The following is a 20,069-nucleotide window of genomic DNA, read 5'->3' as shown; positions in this document are numbered from 1 at the left end:
TTAGGTGATCGCTGTACTGTTGAGTCAGGTCTCTACATTACTGCTGGCACTAAAGTAGTTATGCTTGACTCTGAAAACCAGGTCGTTGAGACGGTTAAAGCACGTGATCTAGCAAATAAAGCTGACCTACTGTTCCGCCGAAACTCGGCAAATGGTCGAGTTGAATGCTTAACTAATAAGACTGCCATTGAACTGAATGAAGAGCTTCACGCCAATAACTAGTATCTGGCTAAGCAACTAACACTGCCCTAACAGGGCAGCCCTTAAAGGCGCACTCATAATCAAAGCTTTTTAATGCTTACATCTATGGATGCGCTTTTTTGCATATATACAACGATTGAAACGACGAGCCTAATTATGAGCGATAGCACAACTGACACGATCCAACTGACCCAAGCACTTATACAGCAGCCCTCTGTTACACCAGAAGACTGCGAGTGTCAGGATATTATGATGCGTCATTTGGCTCCGCTAGGCTTTGAAGCCGAAACAATGATCTTTGAAGATGTGACCAATCTTTGGGCTCGTAAAGGTACGGAAGCGCCTTTAATCGCATTTGCGGGGCATACCGATGTTGTCCCTACCGGCCCAGAACAAGAGTGGACATACTCACCCTTTTCGGCCCGTATTCAGGGAGATATGCTACATGGTCGTGGCGCTGCTGATATGAAGGGCAGCCTGGCTGCATTTATCACCGCCTGTGAGCGCTTTGTTAAAAAACATCCCGACCATCAAGGCTCTATCGCTTACTTAATTACCAGCGATGAAGAAGGACCAGCAACAAACGGTACCGTTAAGGTTGTTGAAACTTTGGAGGCGCGTAATGAAAAAATTGATTGGTGCCTGGTTGGTGAGCCATCCAGTACCAAGGTGCTCGGTGATGTGATCAAGAACGGCCGCCGCGGATCTTTAAACGCAAAACTTACCATTAAAGGCAAACAAGGACATGTTGCCTACCCGCACTTGGCGAACAACCCTATTCACCTGGCAATGACTGCCCTTGACGACCTATGCAAACTTGAATGGGACAGTGGCAATGAATTCTTCCCCGCGACATCATTCCAAATCACCAATATCAATTCCGGTACCGGTGCGACGAACGTGATACCCGGTACTGTCGAGACACTTTTTAACTTTCGATTTTCTACTGAAGTCACCGCCGAGCAACTTAAAGCAGGTGTCGTCAAAGTGCTTGAGCAACACAAGCTGGATTACGATATCCAGTGGACATTAAGCGGAGAGCCCTTCCTAACCGCAGCGGGCCCACTCGTCGACGCAGCGGTTAAAGCGATAAAAACAGTTAAAGGTATCGACACAGAGCTTTCAACCTCAGGCGGAACCTCTGACGGCCGTTTTATCGCACCAACGGGCGCACAAGTGCTTGAACTTGGGCCGCTCAACGCAACGATTCACCAAGTTGATGAACACGTGAGTATCACCGACCTGAACGACTTGTCAGTGATTTACGAACAGATCTTGGAGCACCTGCTAACATAAGCCAAGCGCTAAGATACTATGGATACTCTAAGCCCCTATTTACTCTGCCCCGTTTGTAAGGAGCAGCTCGTTCTTGCAGACGATCAAAAAGGCCTATGCTGTCGCAACAAGCATAGGTTTGATCGCGCCAAGCAGGGCTACCACAACTTATTATTAAGCCAAAATAAGCGGAGTAAGCACCCGGGAGATACGACTGAAATGGTCGCCGCTCGTCGTGACTTCCTTGATCAAGGCTACTACGCTAATCTTGCCGAGCGATTTATTCACCATGCTGAAGACGCGCTAGCTAAAGATTCTGAAAAAGCCTTCCACTATTGCGACTTAGCATGTGGCGAAGGCTATTACACTCACAAGCTCCACACCAAGTTGCTTAGTTATTTTCAAGAGGTATACACAAGCGGTATTGATATCTCGACACCTGCAATTAAATCAGCCTGCCGGCGCGACAAATCAATTAACTGGTGGGTAGGTAGCGCTGCGAATATCCCCTTGGCGGACAATTCTCAAGATCTGGTAAGCGGCCTGTTTTTCCATTTTGACCTGGAAGAAATATCTCGCACAGTTCGCCCCGGCGGTCATGTGATCCTTGTAAATACCGGCCCTAGACATCTAATAGAGCTTCGCCGTGTTATCTACGATGAACTCAAAGCCGAAACGCGAACAGAGTTTGAAAGCCTCCCTACGAGCCTTCAGCATGTGAAGACTGATTACTTTGAGCAAACAATTCACCTACCTAGCTCACAAGACATCACTAACCTGTTTTCAATGACACCGCATTACTGGCGCTGTAAACCAGAAAAAAGAACTCTACTTGAGTCCCTTGATACTCTAGACTTACAGCTAGACATACAGTTTGATATATTTCAGAAGAAGTAAATCAGCCACTATCAGTACTGATCACTAATAAGAGTTTAAAAGCCACTACCGTGTCGTCTAAAAAACATAATCAGCAGAATTATTTTAAATACTTTCTGATCAGTGCCATTTGTACCCTGGCAGGCCTCGGAACAATTGTATACGTTAATATTCTCTTGCCCGCATCTGAAAAGCAGGAATTACTTGCGCTAATTGGTCTTATTCTTAGCGTGCCTAGCGCTATCATCGCCTTTTACTGCTATATTCGCCTTCTCGTAAGCAGAATCCAGAATTTCTTGGACAAATAAATGATAACGCCCGATATAGAAATATACATAAAGAACATAAACAACAGTGAATTGCTCGCCTGGCTAAATACTCACTTTACAACCATCGATATCAACCTTGAAGCAAGCAGCTTATCCGAAAAGAAAAGTATCTCGGGCACCCTTTCACGCGAAGGGAATAAGATCCCTATCGTCGTTACGCCCTGTGCAGCAGGAAAGTCTTATTGCAGTGTTTGGTTCAAATCGTCTGAAACACCTTGGGACAATGATGAAGCCTGCGCACTAAGCCTGTTAGAGATGTATGACCTGGAGGTCAGGTGTGCCGCACATAGCTGGCAAGAAGGGGAAGATGAAGCAGGTGAATATTGGAATGCCATCACCCGAAACGAAAAAAAGCTTATCCGCTGGGGATAAGCCTTTTCTGTAGAAGCTAAAGAGCTAGAGGCTTACTTGGCAACCGAAACGTTGTCTGCCTGCATACCCTTCTCACCCTCACTCAAATCAAAGCGCACTGCTTGGCCTTGACGCAATGAGCGACGACCGCGACCACGAATTGAACGGAAGTGAACAAAAACATCTTCGCCCGCATCGGTCGTAATAAAACCAAAACCTTTATTCACATTGAACCATTTAACGGTACCGGACTCTACACCCTCAGGTGTATCATCGTCGTCATCAGACTCAGATGCTTCTTGCGCATTGTTACTTGAAGCAGAAGAAGACGAAGACTGTGCCGCAATTTGCGAAATGGCAGATGCAGCAAAAAACATCAACCAAACCAAAGCGTAAAAGCCGCTACCATTTTCACCTGAAAGGAAATTCTCGGCTGTAAGGCCTTGTGGTAATACTGAAGCAGACGAAGCCAATACCAACATAACGTAAGGAAATGGCAGCGCAACAACCGCACTTACTAATAATTTTTTAGATAAACTCTGTGTAGACATGTAAATTTTCTCGTTAAACAAACTCTTAAAATAGTGGAATTGGTTCAGCAAACACCATTAAGGAAAAAATATCTGCATCCCCCACCTGTGAACAACCCTGTAAAAGTATTGGCAATCGACAGGTAACGCTGCATTGACCTGTATAAACACGACCAGACTCAACGCAAGCCGAGCATGATAACAGATTTTTGGCTCACACAATATCTTGCTTAGAACTTATTCGATTCTACAGTCAACACACTAAATTCTTGAGCACCGGGTAATATGTATTACAATAGCGCCCTCTCTCCATACTTAAGATAGTAAAAACATGAGCCAATCAGAATTACCCGAAGCCCTTATCGAAAAACTTAATGAACGAATCAGTGAGCTCGAAGTTAAACTATCGTTTCAAGATGATTTACTGAACACCCTCAACGATGTAATCACTAAGCAGGACAGGGAAATCCAAGATTTGTGGGTAGCGAACCGACTATTAAAAGAAGGGCTTGGGGAACTTAAATCTGGCAGCGCAAGCACTGAGCAGGAGCCGCCCCCGCCGCACTATTAGCACTATTAGCACTATATAAAGTAGTGCTAAAAAGCGAGATAACTCTGCTCACGCCACCCTCATTTGGCAGCGCAGTAAATCAGGCCAGTTTTTTGGGCGATTTTGAAATCGAAACCACTTTTGGCTTTACGGGTGCTTCTTCATTCGCTGAAGCATTATGTTCGGGTATCAACTCATGCTGAGATTGCTTCCAAACAAGGTCATCAATCTCGTTCGATGGGTTATACCCTAGAGGCGCTTTAAGTAGCGTCTCACGCACTGAAGAACAATCAAATAGATGAGAGTATTTATCAATCTTCTCAAGCAAGGCTTCTACTTCAACCCAAGGTAATGAGATCTCACGACCTTTCATAATTCGAGAATGACTGGTTGGTAAAGGGTCGTCGCCAATCAACAACTCTTCGTATAACTTCTCGCCTGGTCGTAAGCCGGTATACTGAATTTCGATATCACCATTTGGATTATCATCATCCTTCACCTCAAGGCCCATTAAGCGAATCAGCTTACCTGCCAAATCGGCAATTCGAACCTGCTCGCCCATATCAAGCAAAAAGACATCACCGCCCTCGCCCATTGAGCCTGCTTGAAGTACCAACAAGGCTGCTTCAGGAATGGTCATAAAATAGCGAGTAATATCAGGGTGCGTTACCGTTACCGGGCCACCATCATTAATTTGCTTACGAAACAGCGGTACAACAGAACCCGAAGAACCTAATACATTGCCAAAGCGAACCATGCAAAAACGTGTATCGTTCTGGCGCTGGGCTAAGCCTTGAAGTACAAGCTCCGATAAACGCTTGGTTGCGCCCATCACATTAGTCGGGCGAACAGCCTTATCGGTTGAAACTAACACAAAGGTATCTACCCCTGCTTTAATCGCCGCTTCGGCACAATACCAAGTGCCAAAGACGTTATTGCGAACACCTTCAATGACATTGTGTTCTACCAAAGGAACATGTTTGTAAGCTGCGGCATGGTAGACCGTTTCGACAGCGTAGCTCTTCATGATAACTTCCATGCGATGCTGTTTCTGCACAGAGCCCATAATGGCATGCACTTCAGTCTTTAATGTATGTTTTTGAATATACTTGGAAATCTCTTGCTCAATTTGATAAAGGGCAAATTCAGACAATTCAAACAGGACAATCTTTCGCGGGTTTAGCTTGACGATTTGGCGACACAACTCAGAGCCAATTGACCCCCCCGCACCAGTGACCATCACCACCTTATTTGAGATACAACCCGAAAGCCTGGCCCTATCGGCCGCGACTTCATCACGCCCAAGCAGGTCTTCAATATCAACATCACGAATTTCTTCAATTCGCGCCTTACCGCTGACAACATCATTAATTTGTGGAATGGTCTGCACAGCAAGCGGGTACTGCTCCAAGCCCTTTATCACTTCAGCTCTTCGAGCCCTGGAAGCATGGCCCAAGGCTAACAAAATACTCTGCGCACCATAACGCTTGAGCACCTCAGAAATATTCTCGGGTGAATAAACGCGGATACCGTTAAGAATGCTACCGTGCTTACTAATATCATCATCAATAAAAGCAATTGGCTGAACCTGCTTGCCATGAAAAAGTATCGAACTTAGCTGCAAGCCAGACTTACCCGCACCATAGATAATCACCCGATCTTTGGATTTCATCATATCGCGGTGTACCAGAGAGCGAGCTAACATACGCGTCCCTCCGACAAAGATCATCGCTAAACACCAGTAAATAATGGGAACGGAACGAGGAATCGGCGCCTGAAATAAAAAGCCCAAAGCCGCCAACATAATAGCAGAGATAGAAACACCAGAAATAATCGCCAGTAAAGCATGATTACTCATATAGCGAATAACAGCCCGATATAAACCGAGACGCGCAAAAACAAAAATACTGGTAAAAACGGTGACAAAAGCGACTAACAATACGGAGCTATTTTCAAGCAAATAAAGTTCATCGTAACGTAAACTTAGGGCCATCCATAAGGCGAAAGGTAGACAAAGACTGTCTGCAAAAACCGTAACCAGGCGTTTCTGGTACCGGGGAAGGTGTAACAACTTACTTAGCACGTCCGATTTATCCTTATCATTCTCCAGTTTCTGAGCGCTTCTGCGAGCGCCTGACTTCATTTTAACCAAGTCCTTAGTGAATACAATAGTGATTGTCGCTAATTGTGTCAGTGAGTTAAATTAATTAGGAATAATCATANAATTAGTATTCACTATCGCCTCTGAAGCCGTTAATATCGAACTTGCATGACACAAGCTTTGACACGGATTGCTCAATAGCCGTTCATGCACTTGATTCTATTAACGCAAGGAGCGAACTTATGAAATCAAACTCTTTTCTTTCTAACAACATCGCAAACATCCCTCCCCGCCTGCTTATCCCTTTTTTGTTTAGCTTGCTGCTTTCTTTCAGCAATATTAGCTATGCAGACAATGAACCAAATAGTTCAATACAAACCAGTAAGGCCATAAACATCAATAGCGCAGATGCTCAAACTATTGCCAAAGCATTGAAAGGCGTAGGTTTAAAAAAAGCTGAAGCCATTGTTGACTATCGTGAGCGCTATGGTGAGTTTGCCCGCCTCGAAGAGTTAGTTGCAGTAAAAGGTATAGGCAAAAGTACATTAAGCAAGAATGAACACTTACTTAGTCTTGAGTAAAACATTAATCTTTATGTTTTTATCAACCTTTCAGACACAAAAAACCCCGGACTAAGCCGGGGTTTCTCGTTAGCAGCCTTAAAGGCTAGCTAGTTCCTATGTAGCGATTACTTACAAGTCGCTGGTAGGAATTTATCAGCAATTGTTGTTGCTGCAGTATCACAAGCCCAAACAATTGTTCCCGCTGCATTGGCATCCGCTAAAGGATTTGTACCAATCGAAGGTACGAAGGCAAGATTACCTGCACCAGAGATCGCAGGAATCAGAGTCATATCAATAGTGATTGTTCCTGGATTTGTGTCTGTAGACTTATCAATAGTGATTGCCTTAATTGAACCAGTCTTCAAGTTCGCTTGGTCCCCAGCAACTACAGCAGCATACGAATCAATACCAGCTACACCACTATCAGCGAACATATCTGTTACTCCAATTTTCAGCGCAGCCGCAGAAACCATACCTTCAGTTACTTTCGCTCGAATCGTGTAATCCTGATAAGCAGGAATGGCAACCGCTGCCAAAATACCAATAATCGCAACAACGATCATCAATTCAATTAGCGTAAAACCTTGCTGATTCTTTTTCATATTCATAATATATCTCCAGATTTAGTATAAATGGCCGCTCGATTGTTTTAGTAGCCTGTTTGCTTTACTACTACCTTCAATCTGGAACCCATCTTTAAAGGTAAACTTGAGTCTACCCTTAAGGATGGCTTCGCGTCAGGAAAGTTGCTTGCTCTTCTAAGCGTTTGCAATCAGTCTTCACACTCTGCGTACCGACACTTAAACAATAGCAGGCAACGTGCCAATTACAAATATTAATATTATTTCCCTTATTAGTCAGTAGATTACAGTTCTTTTATAGAATTACCTTGAAGTATTATCACAAGTATTGGACCATACTCTTGATGACAGGAAGTGACAATATTTGTCAGTTACTCACACTATGCGAAGCTTTCTTTTAAATCTGAAAACTTCCACTACACTTCCTTATATATGTATGCGTTTATCAGCAAGCGCTAAACCGTTTAAAGCCAGTTATTTAGTCCAAACATTAGTTTGTGCATCTAAATGGTGAATTTAACTCAAGCAAAGAAGCCCCATGACAGCAGAAAACACGACACTTACTGGCTTGGCCAGAAAGTTTGTTTTGGATCAGTTACTCGATGAAGAAACTGCCCGAAAAGCACAGCTACACGCTCATCAGAACAATTTATCACTGGTTTCCCATCTGGTTCAAGCAAAAGCGGCTAAAGCCAAGGACCTAGCATTTTCTGCTGCGCAAGAATTTGGTATGCCTGTTTTGGACCTAAATGCCTTTCAGCAAGAATCCTTCCCCGAAAAGGTGGTTGATGAAAAGCTAATTAGAAAACACCATGCCCTGCCTTTATTTATGCGTGGCAATCGGCTTTTTATTGCGGTATCGGACCCAACCAATATTATTGCCCTTGATGAAATCAAGTTTCATACAGGCGCAAGTGTTGACGCAATACTCGTTGAAGATGACAAGCTTAATGCAGCCATCGAGAAGTATCTTGAGTCGCAGGATACAACGATGGGCGATCTGGACGATGCAGACCTTGACGACATCGATGTTGATCAGAGCGATGACTCAGACAATGAAGTGTCGGCTAGTGATGCGGATGATGCGCCGATTGTTAAATACGTCAACAAGATGCTACTCGACGCAATCAAAACTGGCGCATCAGATTTACACTTCGAACCTTATGAAAAAAGCTACCGCGTTCGCTACCGTACAGACGGTATATTACACGAAGTTTCAAAGCCCTCCATTAAACTGGCCCCCAAGATATCAGCCCGTTTAAAGGTTATGTCCCAGCTGGATATTTCTGAGCGGCGAATTCCTCAAGATGGACGTATTAAGCTAAAGCTATCAAAAACCAAAGCGATTGATTTCCGGGTGAATACCCTACCTACGTTGTGGGGCGAAAAAATTGTATTGCGTATTCTTGACCCGAGCAGCGCGAAAATGGGGATTGACGCATTGGGTTACGAAGACGTCCAGAAAGAGCTCTATATGGATGCGCTTCACCAGCCGCAAGGGCTTATCCTAGTAACCGGCCCTACGGGGAGTGGTAAAACAGTATCACTCTATACCGGTTTGAATATACTAAATACTGACGAACGAAATATCTCTACCGCGGAAGACCCGGTTGAGATCAACCTGGAAGGTATCAACCAGGTTAACGTTAACCCGAAGGTCGGGCTTGGCTTCCCTGAAGCGCTTAGGTCTTTCTTACGTCAAGACCCTGACATCATCATGGTGGGTGAGATTCGAGACCTGGAAACTGCGTCTATCGCGATCAAAGCAGCACAGACGGGTCATATGGTCATGTCGACCCTGCATACCAATAGTGCACCAGAAACCTTAACTCGTATGATCAATATGGGCGTTCCGGCATTTAACATCGCCACATCTGTCAGTCTTATCATCGCACAACGACTGGCAAGACGCTTATGCAGCGCCTGTAAAGAGCCTGCTGATATCCCTCCCGAAACACTAGAGAAGGAAGGCTTCACAAAAGAACAAATTGATACAGGTTTTACACTTTATAAACCAAAAGGGTGTGATAAATGTAATAAAGGCTATAAAGGCCGGGTGGGCATTTACGAAGTCGTTAAAAACACGCCTAAGATCGCTCAACTTATTATGTCCGAAGCCACTTCACTTGAAATCGCAAAGCAGGCAGATGAAGAAGGCTTTAACAACCTTAGAAAATCAGCACTTTTAAAGGCTATTGAAGGCGTCACCAGCCTTGAAGAAGTCGAACGTGTAACCAAGGACTAACACATGGCAAGCACCACAGATAAGACACTGTCCTTTTCCTGGGAAGGTACTGACCGGAAAGGCAATAAAACCACAGGCGTTATGGCCGCGGCAAACTCGGCCTTGGTCAAAGCACAGCTTCGTAAGCAAGGCATAAAACCCGTCAAAGTAAAAAAAGCGGCTGCCACTCGTGCGAAAGGGAAAAAAATAACCCCCTTCGATGTCGCTATTTTTACGCGCCAGCTTGCTACCATGATGAAAGCGGGCGTACCGCTTATTCAAGCCTTTGATATTGTTGCAGACGGCCTTGAGAATCCAAGCCTGCAAACACTGGTTATTGATATTAAAAATGAAGTCGCTGCAGGTAACAATTTTGCCGGCGCGCTTCGTAAACACCCTCAACATTTCGATGATTTATTTTGCAACCTAGTTGACTCTGGTGAGAAGTCGGGTGCACTCGAAACCATGTTAGACCGTGTTGCGACTTACATGGAAAAAACAGAGGCACTAAAGAAGAAAGTTAAAAAAGCAATGAGCTACCCCATTTCGGTACTGGTTGTCTCTTTTATCGTTACCACTATTCTCTTGGTAAAAGTTGTACCAACATTTGATGAAATGTTTAAGGGCTTTGGCGCCGAACTTCCTGCTTTTACTCAGTTTGTTGTTGGACTCTCTGAATGGATGCAGGAGTACTGGTTTATACTTATATTAACCATTGCGGGACTAGTCTTCGCATTTAAACAAGCAAGTCAACGTTCCGAGGCTTTCCGTGATGCAAGCGATAAGGCAAAACTCAAGATTCCTATCGTAGGTCGGATTATTGAGAAATCATCCATTGCACGCTTTGCACGCGTATTGTCTACCACTTTCTCAGCAGGTGTACCTCTTGTAGACGCTCTCGACTCAGTTGCCGGCGCAACAGGTAATATTGTTTATCGTAACGCCGTTTTTAAGGTGCGAGACGATGTAGCCTCGGGTACACAACTTCAATATTCTATGCGTTCTACCGGTGTGTTCCCCTCCATGGCAGTACAAATGGTTTCGATCGGTGAGGAGTCTGGTGCACTTGATACGATGCTAGACAAAGTCGCGACGCACTTCGAAGATGAGGTAGATGACCTGGTTGATAATATGACGGCACTAATGGAGCCGATTATTATGTCCGTTTTAGGTGTACTGATTGGTGGATTGATCATCGCCATGTACTTACCAATCTTCCAGATGGGACAGGTTGTATAAGAGATATCCGTGCGGGCACCTTTCTCGTGCCCGCCTTATCTACTACTTAAGCCCGACTTAGGCTATGATTCCCCTCATTCGCAACTTCAAGCTGACAATAAATAACGATAAACGCCGCAACGGAACAATTTCATGCTCGCACTTTTCCAACACCTGAATGACAACCCTGCGTTCCTATACGCTTCAACACTTATTTTCGGTTTATTAGTCGGCAGCTTCTTGAATGTTGTCATTTTTAGGCTCCCTAAAATGCTTGAGCAAGATTGGGCACTTCAGTGCGCTGCATTTTTAGACCAGCCTGAACCAAAACAGGAAAAAATCACCCTATCGACCCCCAACTCGAGCTGCCCAAAGTGTCAGCATGCGATTAAGCCTTGGGAAAATATCCCTGTAATCAGCTATATCTTCTTGCAGGGGCGCTGTAGTCAGTGCAAAAACAAAATCTCGATCCGCTACCCTTTAGTTGAACTTGTCACAGCTTTACTTTCACTTGCCGCTATTTCCATCTATGGTGCAAGTTATGCTGGTCTTGCAGCACTTATCCTGACCTGGGTACTTGTGGCACTAACGATGATCGATGCCGACACACAACTTCTGCCAGATAACATGACGCTACCACTAATGTGGGGTGGTTTGATTCTCAACTACTACGAAACGTTTGTGCCCTTATCAAGCGCACTATGGGGCGCCATATTCGGCTACTTAAGCTTATGGCTAGTATTCCACGCCTTTAAGCTGCTAACAGGTAAGGAAGGCATGGGTTATGGTGACTTTAAACTTCTGGCAGCCTTAGGAGCCTGGTTTGGCTGGCAATCCCTGCCGATTATTATTTTGCTTTCTTCTGTTGTAGGCGCGGTGATTGGCATTTCCCTTATTATCATTAAGGGCCGGGATAAAAATATCCCGATCCCTTTCGGGCCTTATCTAGCCATTGCTGGCTGGATCTATATGATTTTTGGTGATGAGCTAGTTCGCTTTTGGCTCGGTAGCCTTCAAGCATAGCGCTGAATAGTGAGCATCATAGTGAATACTAATTCCAAAGCACAGCAGAAGCTTATTATTGGCTTAACCGGTGGTATCGGCAGCGGAAAAACTGCAGCGTCAGACGAATTCCAGGCATTGGGTATCTGTATTGTTGACGCCGATATTGTCGCCCGTGAAGTTGTTGAACCTGGCACTGCCGCACTCTCCAAAATTGCTACTCACTTCGGTACCGATATACTTACCAATACTGGTGAGCTTGATAGAGCAGCCTTGCGCCAAATTATATTTTCATCGAAAGATCAAAAACAATGGCTCGAAAGCTTACTGCACCCGATAATTCGAAGCGAAATCAAAAGGCAGTTAAACAGTGCAGACAGCCCTTATGTAATCCTCGTATCCCCTTTGCTTTTCGAGACCGATCAAGCTGAACTGGTATCACGAATATTACTTATCGATGTTCCTGTTGAACTCCAATTACAACGTGCAAGTGAAAGAGACCAAAATTCTACTGAACAAATTCAGAAAATTATTGATATGCAGCTCCCAAGAGATTATAAATTAGAGCGCGCAAATGATGTGATCAGTAATGACCGTGATTTAGCGAGCTTAAAACAAAATGTTCTTCGACAACACCAAGCCTATTTGGAGCTAGCAAGTGAGTAAGTCAAAAAGTAATGAGCTAAAGGTAAACTGCCCTACTTGTAAAAAAGATGTGGCCTGGAGTGATGACTCACCTTTTCGCCCCTTTTGCAGTGATCGCTGCCAGAAAATAGATTTAGGGGCATGGGCTGATGAGTCCTACACCATCCCTGTCGAAAATGCCGAAGAATGGAGCGGAGTTCAAAGCGAACAAATCTCAAACAGTGGCAACTCTCAGAACTTCCACTAACACGTTCATGGACGGAGCAAAAAATGAAGGACTGTATATTTTGCCAAATTATATCTGGGAATGAAGAAGCCAGTATTGTTTACGAGGATGAGCATTTTCTAGCTCTAATGGATGCCTACCCTCTTACTAAAGGACACTGCCTGGTCATTCCAAAACGGCATTATGAGCGTTTGGATGAACTCAATGCCAAAACGCGAGCCCAGCTATTTAATATCGGTAACAAAATTGTCGAAGCACAGAAAAAAGCAGGTTTAGGCATTCACGGCACTAACCTCTTGGTAAACGATGGCAAAGCGGCTAATCAGACTGTACCACATCTTCACCTCCACCTTATTCCCCGTGAGTCTGGCGACTGGCTGCGCGCAATTCCAAAAGTATTTCTTCATATTAGTGGCCTATTCGGTTTCAAAACACCGCGAACAATACTGGATGAGCACGCGCTTCAGATTAAACAATTTTATAAATAAGCCTCTAGCTGATAATGCCTGCACCTACTATCAACCCGAGAGAAGAAAGCTCAAACTCTCTTCAAGCGATAGGAGTATTGCATTCACCTTTTACTGAAAAGTTTGGTATTCCCCGGCAAGCTAACTTAATTACTTCAGCTTACGCTGAAATAGAACTTTATCCCCCTTATAACGACCCCGATGCATTTCACGGGCTTGAAGCGTTTTCTCATATTTGGCTAAGTTTCAGCTTTCACTTAAATGCTGATAAACCTTGGCGACCAATGATTCGGCCACCGCGCTTAGGTGGTAATAAAAAAATTGGGGTATTCGCGAGTCGTTCTCCCTTTCGACCGAATTCACTTGGGCAATCTTTGGTTGAACTACGGGAAGTTAGAATCCAAAACAATCAAGCAAGCTTGATCATCGCTTGCCCGGACATTCTGGATGGCACACCAATATTGGATATCAAACCCTATATTGATTATGCGGACGCTACCTCGGACTCGCGCTGCGGATTTGCAGAAGAACCACCAAAGCCAAGGCTAAAAGTAGTTTTAAACAAACCCTTTAAGGATAAAGCACAGCAATTATCGAGTTCGTACCCCGATGACCTATTGGCATTAATAGTCGAAGTTATTTCATATGATCCGCGGCCTGCATACAAACAAGATCAAGAAGATGAGAAGCTTTATAAGCTTAGACTATACGATTTGGATATTAGCTTCTCGGTAGAAGATGGTTTTGCGACAATAAGCGACATCGAGAAGCAATTGAGTTAGCGTGCTGCAAGAATTGTTAGCGCTTCTTTAGACTTATCTAAAAACCGATGAAAGCCTTCAAAATAACTTGTATTGAGCTCTCTCGAAGTCTGCCCCATATCCGCATAGATAAACCCGATTCGTTTACGGCCAGTGGCTAAAGGCGATATAAAAAACCTTTTCTGACCTGTAATACCTAGGTATTCGGGCGATATAAATTGCGTTATGTGCTGGTAGTCCGAGTTACCTATCCAGGCAGCCTGATCACGTTCAAACAGGTTAAACAAGAAACCCGAACGGCTTCTTTCATATCGAACAACAAACTTCTCTCGCCACTTCTCCGTGCTCTGCCCTGAAGCATATTTAACGACTACCCTCTGGTGCTCTTTATCAAATATTGCCAAGGCGACGCGCTCAAGGCCGATGCCTTTATGAAGCCCTTGCAAGCAAAGCTTAAACACCTCATTGATATTAAAATCACCCGCTAACAGCTTATCCAAACGCTCCAGTGCTTCAAGCTCTATTGCAGTATTTGGCTGTAAGCCTTCAGTTTCATTGTCGTATTTTTTCTCTAATTCCTTTGCTGCTCGAGTGCTGGTTGGAATATGCTCAACCAATACTTTCTTGCCGAAGGAAGCAACAGTCTCTGCCGTTTCATCTGCTGTTTTCTTGAGTGCGAACATTGCTTCTGCTTCACCGATATTTTTAAATTCTGCGACGCGCTGCGCAACCTCCTTAAACTCTGCTGAATCCCAGCCGAGTAAAGCAACACGACTTATCTCATCTCCTAATATAACCGCTTGAACACGCGGGTCCTCTTCTCCTGAGCCCGCTAGAACATCGTTAATCAGGCCTTCAATTCGCCACTGTTTGGTCAGTGTTTTTGCTAAACGAGTTAAGCTAACGCCCAGGAACTTCTCAGCACAGCGATTTTTTTCTTCAATTGAAGAGCTAGGTTCAATCTCACGCTTAAGCAAGCGTACCTCAGATTCGTGGCACCCCAAGACCAACAGCTCAGCCAAATGGCTCAACAAAGAGGCGACAAATACCTCTTCCTGCTCCGTATTATTCAGCTTTTCACAGAGCGCTTTTGCTTGGTTTGCGCCATGAAGCGAGCGGGCAAGCATTGCGACTAATAAGGGAGATGGGGAATCTTTCAGTACTGCTTCGAGTACTTTGATCGACAAACAAATTGAGCGAATATTCTTGAAACCAATATTGATAACCGCACGACTGACCGTTGTCACTGCAATATTACTAGGGTTGAAAGTTACTGCGTTAGCAACACGTATGATATTGGCAGTCAGGCTTACATCCTTAAGAATAACTTCTGCCAATTGGGCCCCAGAAGACTCATCAGAAGCCGTGACTTGGTCTAGCTCCTTAATTAAGGTTGAGAGAACAGCCGCCTCGCTTTTCTCGAGGGTACGCATCCAACCATGTAAACCTTTCATTCAATATTCCTAATTTGAGTTTAATACTCAGTCTAGCAAGGGATTCAGAAAAGAGTAGTGTTTGGAAGTGAGAGGGTATTTGAAAAAGCGTCTATGACGAAGCTCTTGAATAAGAGCGGGGAAACACAAACCAGATCAAGAGAATTATGACCTGGTTTTTTCAAGTAAAGCGAACTAACTTTTTTTAGATTTCTGAGCGTCTTTATAAGCAAAATAGCCAAAGCCACCTAGAAACACAACAGTACCCGCAACAACCAATAAACCCGCAATGATGGTCTCATCTATATACATAATAAAATCTCCTCTAGTTAATAAAGAAAATTTATCATGCTCTAGTGATTCAGCACATGACACACATCAATCGCTTGGCAACTATCCCTCAGCTAAGCCAAAGTTCCCCGAACTAAGCAGCAGCTTTTGTCTGTTGGGTTTTATTTCTTTGAGCAATGATAAACAAAGGCTTAGAAAGACAAGCCAGTTTGCAACCATATGCGACGAGTATCTTCGCCCAAGGCATCTGCATTATAGTCAGCATATTTAGCTGTAAAACTAAGCTCATGAAACTTGAGCTTTACCTCAGCTTGCAGCTCTGTGCCGATTGATGATTCAGCGCCAGGAGCCTTATCAAATTCATAGTCATGATGAGCTAGCCCGATAGAAAAATCATCTGAGCAGCGGTATGAAACACCAAATACTGTATCGATAATTCCACCTGTAACATTCCCCAAGGCTTGATCCACAGCTTGGCCGGTATAACCCTGGTATTCATGCATACTAGCTAAAGGAGTGACAAAGCTAGCACTGCCATCGGCACCAAGTCTTTCACGGGCGATTGTAAAGCCTCCACCCTGATAGCCCGCGACAAGCTGCATTCGACTATAGCTGGCTCTGTAATTAATAGGGTTCTGGCCCTTGTCACCCTGAGTAGCAAACTCAAACAAGTAGGAAATTGAGAAATCTTCCCCTTCGCGGTTTCCTGATGAGTCTGCGATGCCATTGTTGCCGCCAACCATACCCGAAAAATAGATACCAGAGGTTTGCGTTTCCCAGCGTCTGTCGCGCTTATGATCAGAAATAGTTAAGTGGTAAAGCGATAAGTCATTTAACAAGAAGCCATTGTAACTCAGATTAAACAATCGCGCTTTCAAGTCGGCATCAGTATCTTGCGAGTACTTCGCGTAAGGCTGCTCGACCCGATCAAAGTTTACATAGGTAAACTTTGTATAGTTCAGGCTTTGGTTTGTGACACTCAAGCCCGTAAATACTTGTTCGTTTTGATACCAACTATCGCTACCAATCATACGCCCAGCATCAAGCTCAAAAGCCTGTCGACCAAAAGTGAACGATGTATTGGCAATGTCATAATTAAGCCAAACTTCACTTACTCGAGTTTCATCCGGTTCCCCGATTAAAACATCATCGAGCTGCCCGTTTGTACTCGAATTGTAATTTTCATCATTTGGAATCGCCGCTAGATCATCAAACTGGATAAACCCCGAAAAAAGCATATAACGCTGCGTCTGATAGCTTAGGCGCGAGCGGAGTGTCAGCGCTTGAGCACCTTGCTCAGAGGGTTCTGATTGGCGTGCATCTTCGTAGCGAAGGCGAAAGTCTAACTCTGCAGTACCTTCAGAGAGTGCATCTGCTATCGAGCTAGCATCGGCTAATTTCTGGTCATCTACATATTCGTAGGCATATAAAGAAGAGGAAAATGTAGCAGTGCAAATAAGAAAAGCGCGAGCTAGCGAATGACAGTACTTACCTAACACTTTTTGCGAAGACATATAAAGCTCTCTTATTGTTATCAATATAATTGCTAAAACGAATTTAACAGCTTTTTAGTATTATTGTCACGCCTATCCAGCAGCCTTATATTTAAGAAATTGAGCATCATATAAAAAGCCCCCAATATTGGAGGCTTAATTGATATAAATAACCGAATTACATTGGTTTTAAATAACCGTTTTCTTCGAGTTCCAGAAGAATTAAGTGCTGAAGAATCTTATCTTTTGTTGAATCTGGATGGTCTAAGCTCAGACGCTCAAGAAAAGGACGCGCTTCGTCTGCATCAACTTTATGAACAAAGGAACGAATAACCGCTTTGATCATTTGTCGTGGGTGCGCCATTAAGGCCTTCAAATCCTTCAAGCTCTTACCGAGTGCAATTTCCTCATCGGTAAAATCAGAGCCAAGCGGAAACGGTGGGAATAAACCTTTCTCACGAGCAGACTTAAGAATCCCAGCTAACTTCTCAGGATAGTTTTCTTTGTATTCTGCTGGTAATGTAAAGCTCTCGCGAACCTTACCTTTCGACTTCATATCTTCTAGTAATTCTTGCTGGAAGCGAGAATCAGCAACCTTAATCAACTCAATCGCGATTTGCTCGTCGGTCTTGCCGCGCAAGTCGGCAATACCGTATTCCGTCACAATGATGTCTCTAAGGTGCCTTGGAATCGTGATATGGCCATAGTGTGGTGTAATGTTTGACTGCAGGTCTTTACCACTACCGCGTGTACTTCTAACGCACAATATTGATCTCGCATCAGGCAATGCATGAGCCATCGATACGAAGTTATATTGGCCACCTACACCACTCACAACCGTGCCATTTTCAAGGCCATCTGATACAACCGCACCACTTAGCGTCACCATCATGCCGGTGTTTATAAAACGAGCGTGCTTGCGCTGCGCAGATAGGAGCGGATGATTGTAGTCAAGCTGGTTGATATGACCGACACTCGACATACAGATCTTTTCATTTTCCTCTCGACTCATGTCGCGCAAAGCTTGATAAAAGTCTTGAGGCCCTAGATAGAAGCCACCATGCATATAGATACCACCCTTGAGGTTATCACCCAGGCATAGTTCACACACGGAGGCAAAGTTGGCTTGCTCTAACAAGTTAACCGAAAGTGTCGTTTCGCCTATTTTAAGACCATCCTCAGCCCACTGTACGGCATCAGAAAAAATGCCCCAGCGCTGCAGATAAATAAAGTCAGAATGAGTCAGCTGATGAGAAATAATCGACTCATTTAACAAGCACTCAAGTGTAGATGGTGAAACTGTTTCACCAATTTTCCCCTCATTAATCAAGCGCTGTAAATCAAGATCATCATAGACCTTACGCTTTACAATTCCGCTCTTGATTAGGTGCATGAAGCCGTTAACAAACATTTCACTGGAACCATACAAGCCTTTATCGAAGGCATCCACGCCACCATATTCGGAGATAAGTTTTTTATCGATATTCAGAGAGTCGACGACATGTTTATAGACGTCGTTATCGGTCTGGCGCAATTTGCATGCATAAACGATGGCATCACCTAATGAACCGATACCAATCTGCAATGTACCGCCATCTTTAATTAGAGTACTGGCATATAAGCCTGCCATATAGTCAGGGTTAGGAACCGACATATTTGGTGGCGCAAACAAACGAGTCTGATAGGCAGGACTATGAACCTGGAAGTCAAAATAATCATTCTCGACCATTGCACGGTTATACATAAACGGTAAATCGTCATGAACCTGAGCAATAGTGACGATCTTTTTCCCCTTCGCCCTCTCTTCTTCAATCAGAGGCATAATATCCAGGGTAACATCGGTATTACAGCTTAAGCTCAACTGTGGTCGGCCATCTATTTCTTTTTTAGCGACAATTTGTGCCAGCACATTGACGCCATTAATCATTAAGTCGCGCGATACAAAGGTATAGTTACTCGATACATAGTTTCGCTGCGCACTGGCAACGCTCTTCATAGCACCCGCTTTAAAGTAAAACTCCGAGACTTCGACATTCGGCGGCAAGGTGTTAGTCCTGACTGCCTTGGCATACTCTAACTCTTCGTAATCACCAAATAAGCGCTCGACAAATGGCACTAGAAACTTGGCTTCCATTTCACTTTTTGGTCTTGGCTTTTCTAGCGATAAAGCTGTAATGATCCGCAGATTAATACTCGGATCCTGCTGCGCCTTTCTGTAAAAAGCATTCGCCAACTGATTTGGTTTTCCCAAACCTAGAGGTAAACCCAAAACAATATTTTTACCAACCGTCTCTATCGTCCGCTCGACACAGCGTTCAACTTCACTAAATAATTCCATGAGTTCTCCAAACCTTTCTTGTTTTTTATATCCAGTACGAATTCGTCTACAGTAACAACACTTGAGCGCGCTAATCATGACATAAGTCAAACACTCACAAAAAATTATCAAGGGCTCCGACAAAAGCTCTGCCTTACGCTTCAAAAGCAATTGACGCTAATCATTTATTCTCTTGGCGAGAGTGGTTATGATGACGCCACATTAACATAAGGACCACACAATGATTTCTACCTTTAGTGAGCTTCTCACAGCCGCCCAAGAGCAAGACCAACCTCAACGCTTACTTTTTTTATTCGCCAAAGCCGAAGGTGAAGCAGGCAAAAAAAAAGGTGAACAGGAAGGCTCATTATCGCCTGTAATGTGCGTGGACAAGCTACCAGAAGAAATTGAGTCATTTGCTGCCTTGTCAGAAGAAGCAGACTCTATTTCAGATGAGTGGGACTTCATGTTTGTTGCTGGTTTGGCAGGACAAGACGGCGAAGCGCCGAGCCCTGATGATGCAGAACCTTACTTAAACCAAATGGCCAACAACCTGGATTCGGGGCAGGACTTGTCTCAATACGTGATATTTGACCGTAAAGAAAACCCGGTACTCATTCAGCCAGCTTAGTGCT

20 protein-coding genes and 1 pseudogene are annotated in these 20,069 nt (G+C 44.1%); 14 read left to right on the top strand and 7 right to left on the bottom strand.

What is annotated here, in order from left to right; all coding sequences use genetic code 11:
• The 4 genes and pseudogenes from A3756_RS22695 to A3756_RS22675 all read left to right on the top strand — a co-directional run.
• Positions 1 to 222 (top strand): annotated as a pseudogene (locus tag A3756_RS22695) (2,3,4,5-tetrahydropyridine-2,6-dicarboxylate N-succinyltransferase); the annotation flags it as partial.
• A gap of 135 nt (positions 223 to 357) precedes the next feature.
• Positions 358 to 1,497 (top strand): succinyl-diaminopimelate desuccinylase, encoded by a 1,140-nt coding sequence (gene dapE, locus A3756_RS22690; protein WP_068554741.1) that lies wholly within the window; start codon positions 358 to 360, stop codon positions 1,495 to 1,497.
• A gap of 18 nt (positions 1,498 to 1,515) precedes the next feature.
• Positions 1,516 to 2,373, top strand: a complete 858-nt coding sequence (locus A3756_RS22685; RefSeq protein ID WP_068554735.1) for a putative RNA methyltransferase — start codon at positions 1,516 to 1,518, stop codon at positions 2,371 to 2,373.
• 287 nt (positions 2,374 to 2,660) lie between these two features.
• Positions 2,661 to 3,053 (top strand): hypothetical protein, encoded by a 393-nt coding sequence (locus A3756_RS22675; protein ID WP_068554605.1) that lies wholly within the window; start codon positions 2,661 to 2,663, stop codon positions 3,051 to 3,053.
• A 32-nt stretch (positions 3,054 to 3,085) separates the two neighbouring features.
• Here the strand turns inward: A3756_RS22675 and A3756_RS29085 are convergent, their stop codons facing one another.
• A complete protein-coding gene (locus tag A3756_RS29085; protein WP_068512899.1) occupies positions 3,086 to 3,583 on the bottom strand; it encodes a cold-shock protein in 498 nt (165 codons plus the stop codon).
• 310 nt (positions 3,584 to 3,893) lie between these two features.
• Between A3756_RS29085 and A3756_RS22665 the strand changes: the two genes are divergently transcribed.
• Positions 3,894 to 4,133: a SlyX family protein gene (locus A3756_RS22665; protein WP_068512900.1), complete on the top strand. Its 240-nt coding sequence runs from the start codon at positions 3,894 to 3,896 to the stop codon at positions 4,131 to 4,133.
• Between the two features lie 79 nt (positions 4,134 to 4,212).
• Here A3756_RS22665 and A3756_RS22660 read toward each other — a convergent pair whose 3' ends face one another.
• A complete protein-coding gene (locus tag A3756_RS22660; RefSeq protein ID WP_068512903.1) occupies positions 4,213 to 6,255 on the bottom strand; it encodes a nucleoside-diphosphate sugar epimerase/dehydratase in 2,043 nt (680 codons plus the stop codon).
• 200 nt (positions 6,256 to 6,455) lie between these two features.
• On the opposite strand from A3756_RS22660, the gene A3756_RS22655 reads away from it, so the two are divergent.
• Positions 6,456 to 6,794, top strand: a complete 339-nt coding sequence (locus A3756_RS22655; RefSeq protein WP_068512906.1) for a helix-hairpin-helix domain-containing protein — start codon at positions 6,456 to 6,458, stop codon at positions 6,792 to 6,794.
• Positions 6,795 to 6,901: 107 nt separating this feature from the next.
• Here A3756_RS22655 and A3756_RS28860 read toward each other — a convergent pair whose 3' ends face one another.
• Positions 6,902 to 7,384 (bottom strand): pilin, encoded by a 483-nt coding sequence (locus A3756_RS28860; protein ID WP_304438929.1) that lies wholly within the window; start codon positions 7,382 to 7,384, stop codon positions 6,902 to 6,904.
• A 511-nt stretch (positions 7,385 to 7,895) separates the two neighbouring features.
• On the opposite strand from A3756_RS28860, the gene pilB reads away from it, so the two are divergent.
• From pilB to tsaA, 7 genes are all read left to right on the top strand, one after another.
• Positions 7,896 to 9,602, top strand: coding sequence for a type IV-A pilus assembly ATPase PilB (pilB, locus tag A3756_RS22645; protein ID WP_068512909.1), 1,707 nt, complete (start codon positions 7,896 to 7,898; stop codon positions 9,600 to 9,602).
• A 3-nt stretch (positions 9,603 to 9,605) separates the two neighbouring features.
• The gene (locus A3756_RS22640) at positions 9,606 to 10,820 is read left to right on the top strand and encodes a type II secretion system F family protein (protein ID WP_068554733.1); all 1,215 of its coding nucleotides are present in this window, start codon (positions 9,606 to 9,608) and stop codon (positions 10,818 to 10,820) included.
• Positions 10,821 to 10,952: 132 nt separating this feature from the next.
• Entirely contained in the window at positions 10,953 to 11,822 is an 870-nt protein-coding gene (locus A3756_RS22635; protein WP_068512915.1) for an A24 family peptidase, read from the top strand.
• A gap of 21 nt (positions 11,823 to 11,843) precedes the next feature.
• Positions 11,844 to 12,467, top strand: a complete 624-nt coding sequence (gene coaE / locus A3756_RS22630) for a dephospho-CoA kinase (protein ID WP_082865443.1) — start codon at positions 11,844 to 11,846, stop codon at positions 12,465 to 12,467.
• Positions 12,460 to 12,693, top strand: coding sequence for a DNA gyrase inhibitor YacG (yacG, locus tag A3756_RS22625; protein ID WP_068512918.1), 234 nt, complete (start codon positions 12,460 to 12,462; stop codon positions 12,691 to 12,693). The genes coaE and yacG overlap by 8 nt, the downstream gene beginning before the upstream one ends.
• Before the next feature lie 23 nt (positions 12,694 to 12,716).
• Entirely contained in the window at positions 12,717 to 13,160 is a 444-nt protein-coding gene (locus A3756_RS22620; RefSeq protein WP_068512922.1) for an HIT family protein, read from the top strand.
• Between the two features lie 14 nt (positions 13,161 to 13,174).
• On the top strand, positions 13,175 to 13,921 hold the full coding sequence (gene tsaA, locus A3756_RS22615; protein ID WP_068510987.1) for a tRNA (N6-threonylcarbamoyladenosine(37)-N6)-methyltransferase TrmO: 747 nt from the start codon (positions 13,175 to 13,177) through the stop codon (positions 13,919 to 13,921).
• On the opposite strand, the gene A3756_RS22610 is transcribed toward tsaA, so the two are convergent.
• The 4 genes from A3756_RS22610 to A3756_RS22600 all read right to left on the bottom strand — a co-directional run bounded on the left by A3756_RS22610 (position 13,918) and on the right by A3756_RS22600 (position 19,455).
• Positions 13,918 to 15,354 carry an HDOD domain-containing protein gene (locus A3756_RS22610; protein WP_068554731.1) on the bottom strand — a complete coding sequence of 479 codons (1,437 nt, stop codon included), beginning with the start codon at positions 15,352 to 15,354 and terminating at the stop codon, positions 13,918 to 13,920. The genes tsaA and A3756_RS22610 overlap by 4 nt on opposite strands.
• Before the next feature lie 174 nt (positions 15,355 to 15,528).
• Positions 15,529 to 15,645 (bottom strand): cytochrome c oxidase subunit CcoM, encoded by a 117-nt coding sequence (gene ccoM, locus A3756_RS29080; protein ID WP_304438928.1) that lies wholly within the window; start codon positions 15,643 to 15,645, stop codon positions 15,529 to 15,531.
• 170 nt (positions 15,646 to 15,815) lie between these two features.
• Positions 15,816 to 17,138, bottom strand: a complete 1,323-nt coding sequence (locus A3756_RS22605; RefSeq protein WP_068512929.1) for an alginate export family protein — start codon at positions 17,136 to 17,138, stop codon at positions 15,816 to 15,818.
• A gap of 157 nt (positions 17,139 to 17,295) precedes the next feature.
• Positions 17,296 to 19,455: an acetyl-CoA hydrolase/transferase C-terminal domain-containing protein gene (locus A3756_RS22600; protein WP_068554729.1), complete on the bottom strand. Its 2,160-nt coding sequence runs from the start codon at positions 19,453 to 19,455 to the stop codon at positions 17,296 to 17,298.
• A 220-nt stretch (positions 19,456 to 19,675) separates the two neighbouring features.
• On the opposite strand from A3756_RS22600, the gene A3756_RS22595 reads away from it, so the two are divergent.
• Positions 19,676 to 20,065, top strand: coding sequence for a ribonucleotide reductase subunit alpha (locus tag A3756_RS22595; protein ID WP_068512934.1), 390 nt, complete (start codon positions 19,676 to 19,678; stop codon positions 20,063 to 20,065).
• Positions 20,066 to 20,069: the final 4 nt, after the last annotated feature.

Source organism: Oleiphilus sp. HI0086, from assembly GCF_001635225.1.
This window is presented reverse-complemented; position numbering and strand designations above follow the sequence as displayed.

Bases quoted from the DNA above. Each gene is read 5' to 3' on its own strand.
- A3756_RS22675 (WP_068554605.1), top strand. From the start codon at position 2,661: ATGATAACGCCCGATATAGAAATATACATAAAGAACATAAACAACAGT.
- A3756_RS22600 (WP_068554729.1), bottom strand. From the start codon at position 19,455: ATGGAATTATTTAGTGAAGTTGAACGCTGTGTCGAGCGGACGATAGAG.
- dapE (WP_068554741.1), top strand. From the start codon at position 358: ATGAGCGATAGCACAACTGACACGATCCAACTGACCCAAGCACTTATA.
- A3756_RS22640 (WP_068554733.1), top strand. From the start codon at position 9,606: ATGGCAAGCACCACAGATAAGACACTGTCCTTTTCCTGGGAAGGTACT.
- A3756_RS22595 (WP_068512934.1), top strand. From the start codon at position 19,676: ATGATTTCTACCTTTAGTGAGCTTCTCACAGCCGCCCAAGAGCAAGAC.
- pilB (WP_068512909.1), top strand. From the start codon at position 7,896: ATGACAGCAGAAAACACGACACTTACTGGCTTGGCCAGAAAGTTTGTT.
- tsaA (WP_068510987.1), top strand. From the start codon at position 13,175: ATGCCTGCACCTACTATCAACCCGAGAGAAGAAAGCTCAAACTCTCTT.
- A3756_RS28860 (WP_304438929.1), bottom strand. From the start codon at position 7,384: ATGAATATGAAAAAGAATCAGCAAGGTTTTACGCTAATTGAATTGATG.
- ccoM (WP_304438928.1), bottom strand. From the start codon at position 15,645: ATGTATATAGATGAGACCATCATTGCGGGTTTATTGGTTGTTGCGGGT.
- A3756_RS22665 (WP_068512900.1), top strand. From the start codon at position 3,894: ATGAGCCAATCAGAATTACCCGAAGCCCTTATCGAAAAACTTAATGAA.
- A3756_RS22610 (WP_068554731.1), bottom strand. From the start codon at position 15,354: ATGAAAGGTTTACATGGTTGGATGCGTACCCTCGAGAAAAGCGAGGCG.
- A3756_RS22655 (WP_068512906.1), top strand. From the start codon at position 6,456: ATGAAATCAAACTCTTTTCTTTCTAACAACATCGCAAACATCCCTCCC.
- A3756_RS22605 (WP_068512929.1), bottom strand. From the start codon at position 17,138: ATGTCTTCGCAAAAAGTGTTAGGTAAGTACTGTCATTCGCTAGCTCGC.
- A3756_RS29085 (WP_068512899.1), bottom strand. From the start codon at position 3,583: ATGTCTACACAGAGTTTATCTAAAAAATTATTAGTAAGTGCGGTTGTT.
- A3756_RS22635 (WP_068512915.1), top strand. From the start codon at position 10,953: ATGCTCGCACTTTTCCAACACCTGAATGACAACCCTGCGTTCCTATAC.
- A3756_RS22685 (WP_068554735.1), top strand. From the start codon at position 1,516: ATGGATACTCTAAGCCCCTATTTACTCTGCCCCGTTTGTAAGGAGCAG.
- A3756_RS22620 (WP_068512922.1), top strand. From the start codon at position 12,717: ATGAAGGACTGTATATTTTGCCAAATTATATCTGGGAATGAAGAAGCC.
- A3756_RS22660 (WP_068512903.1), bottom strand. From the start codon at position 6,255: ATGAAGTCAGGCGCTCGCAGAAGCGCTCAGAAACTGGAGAATGATAAG.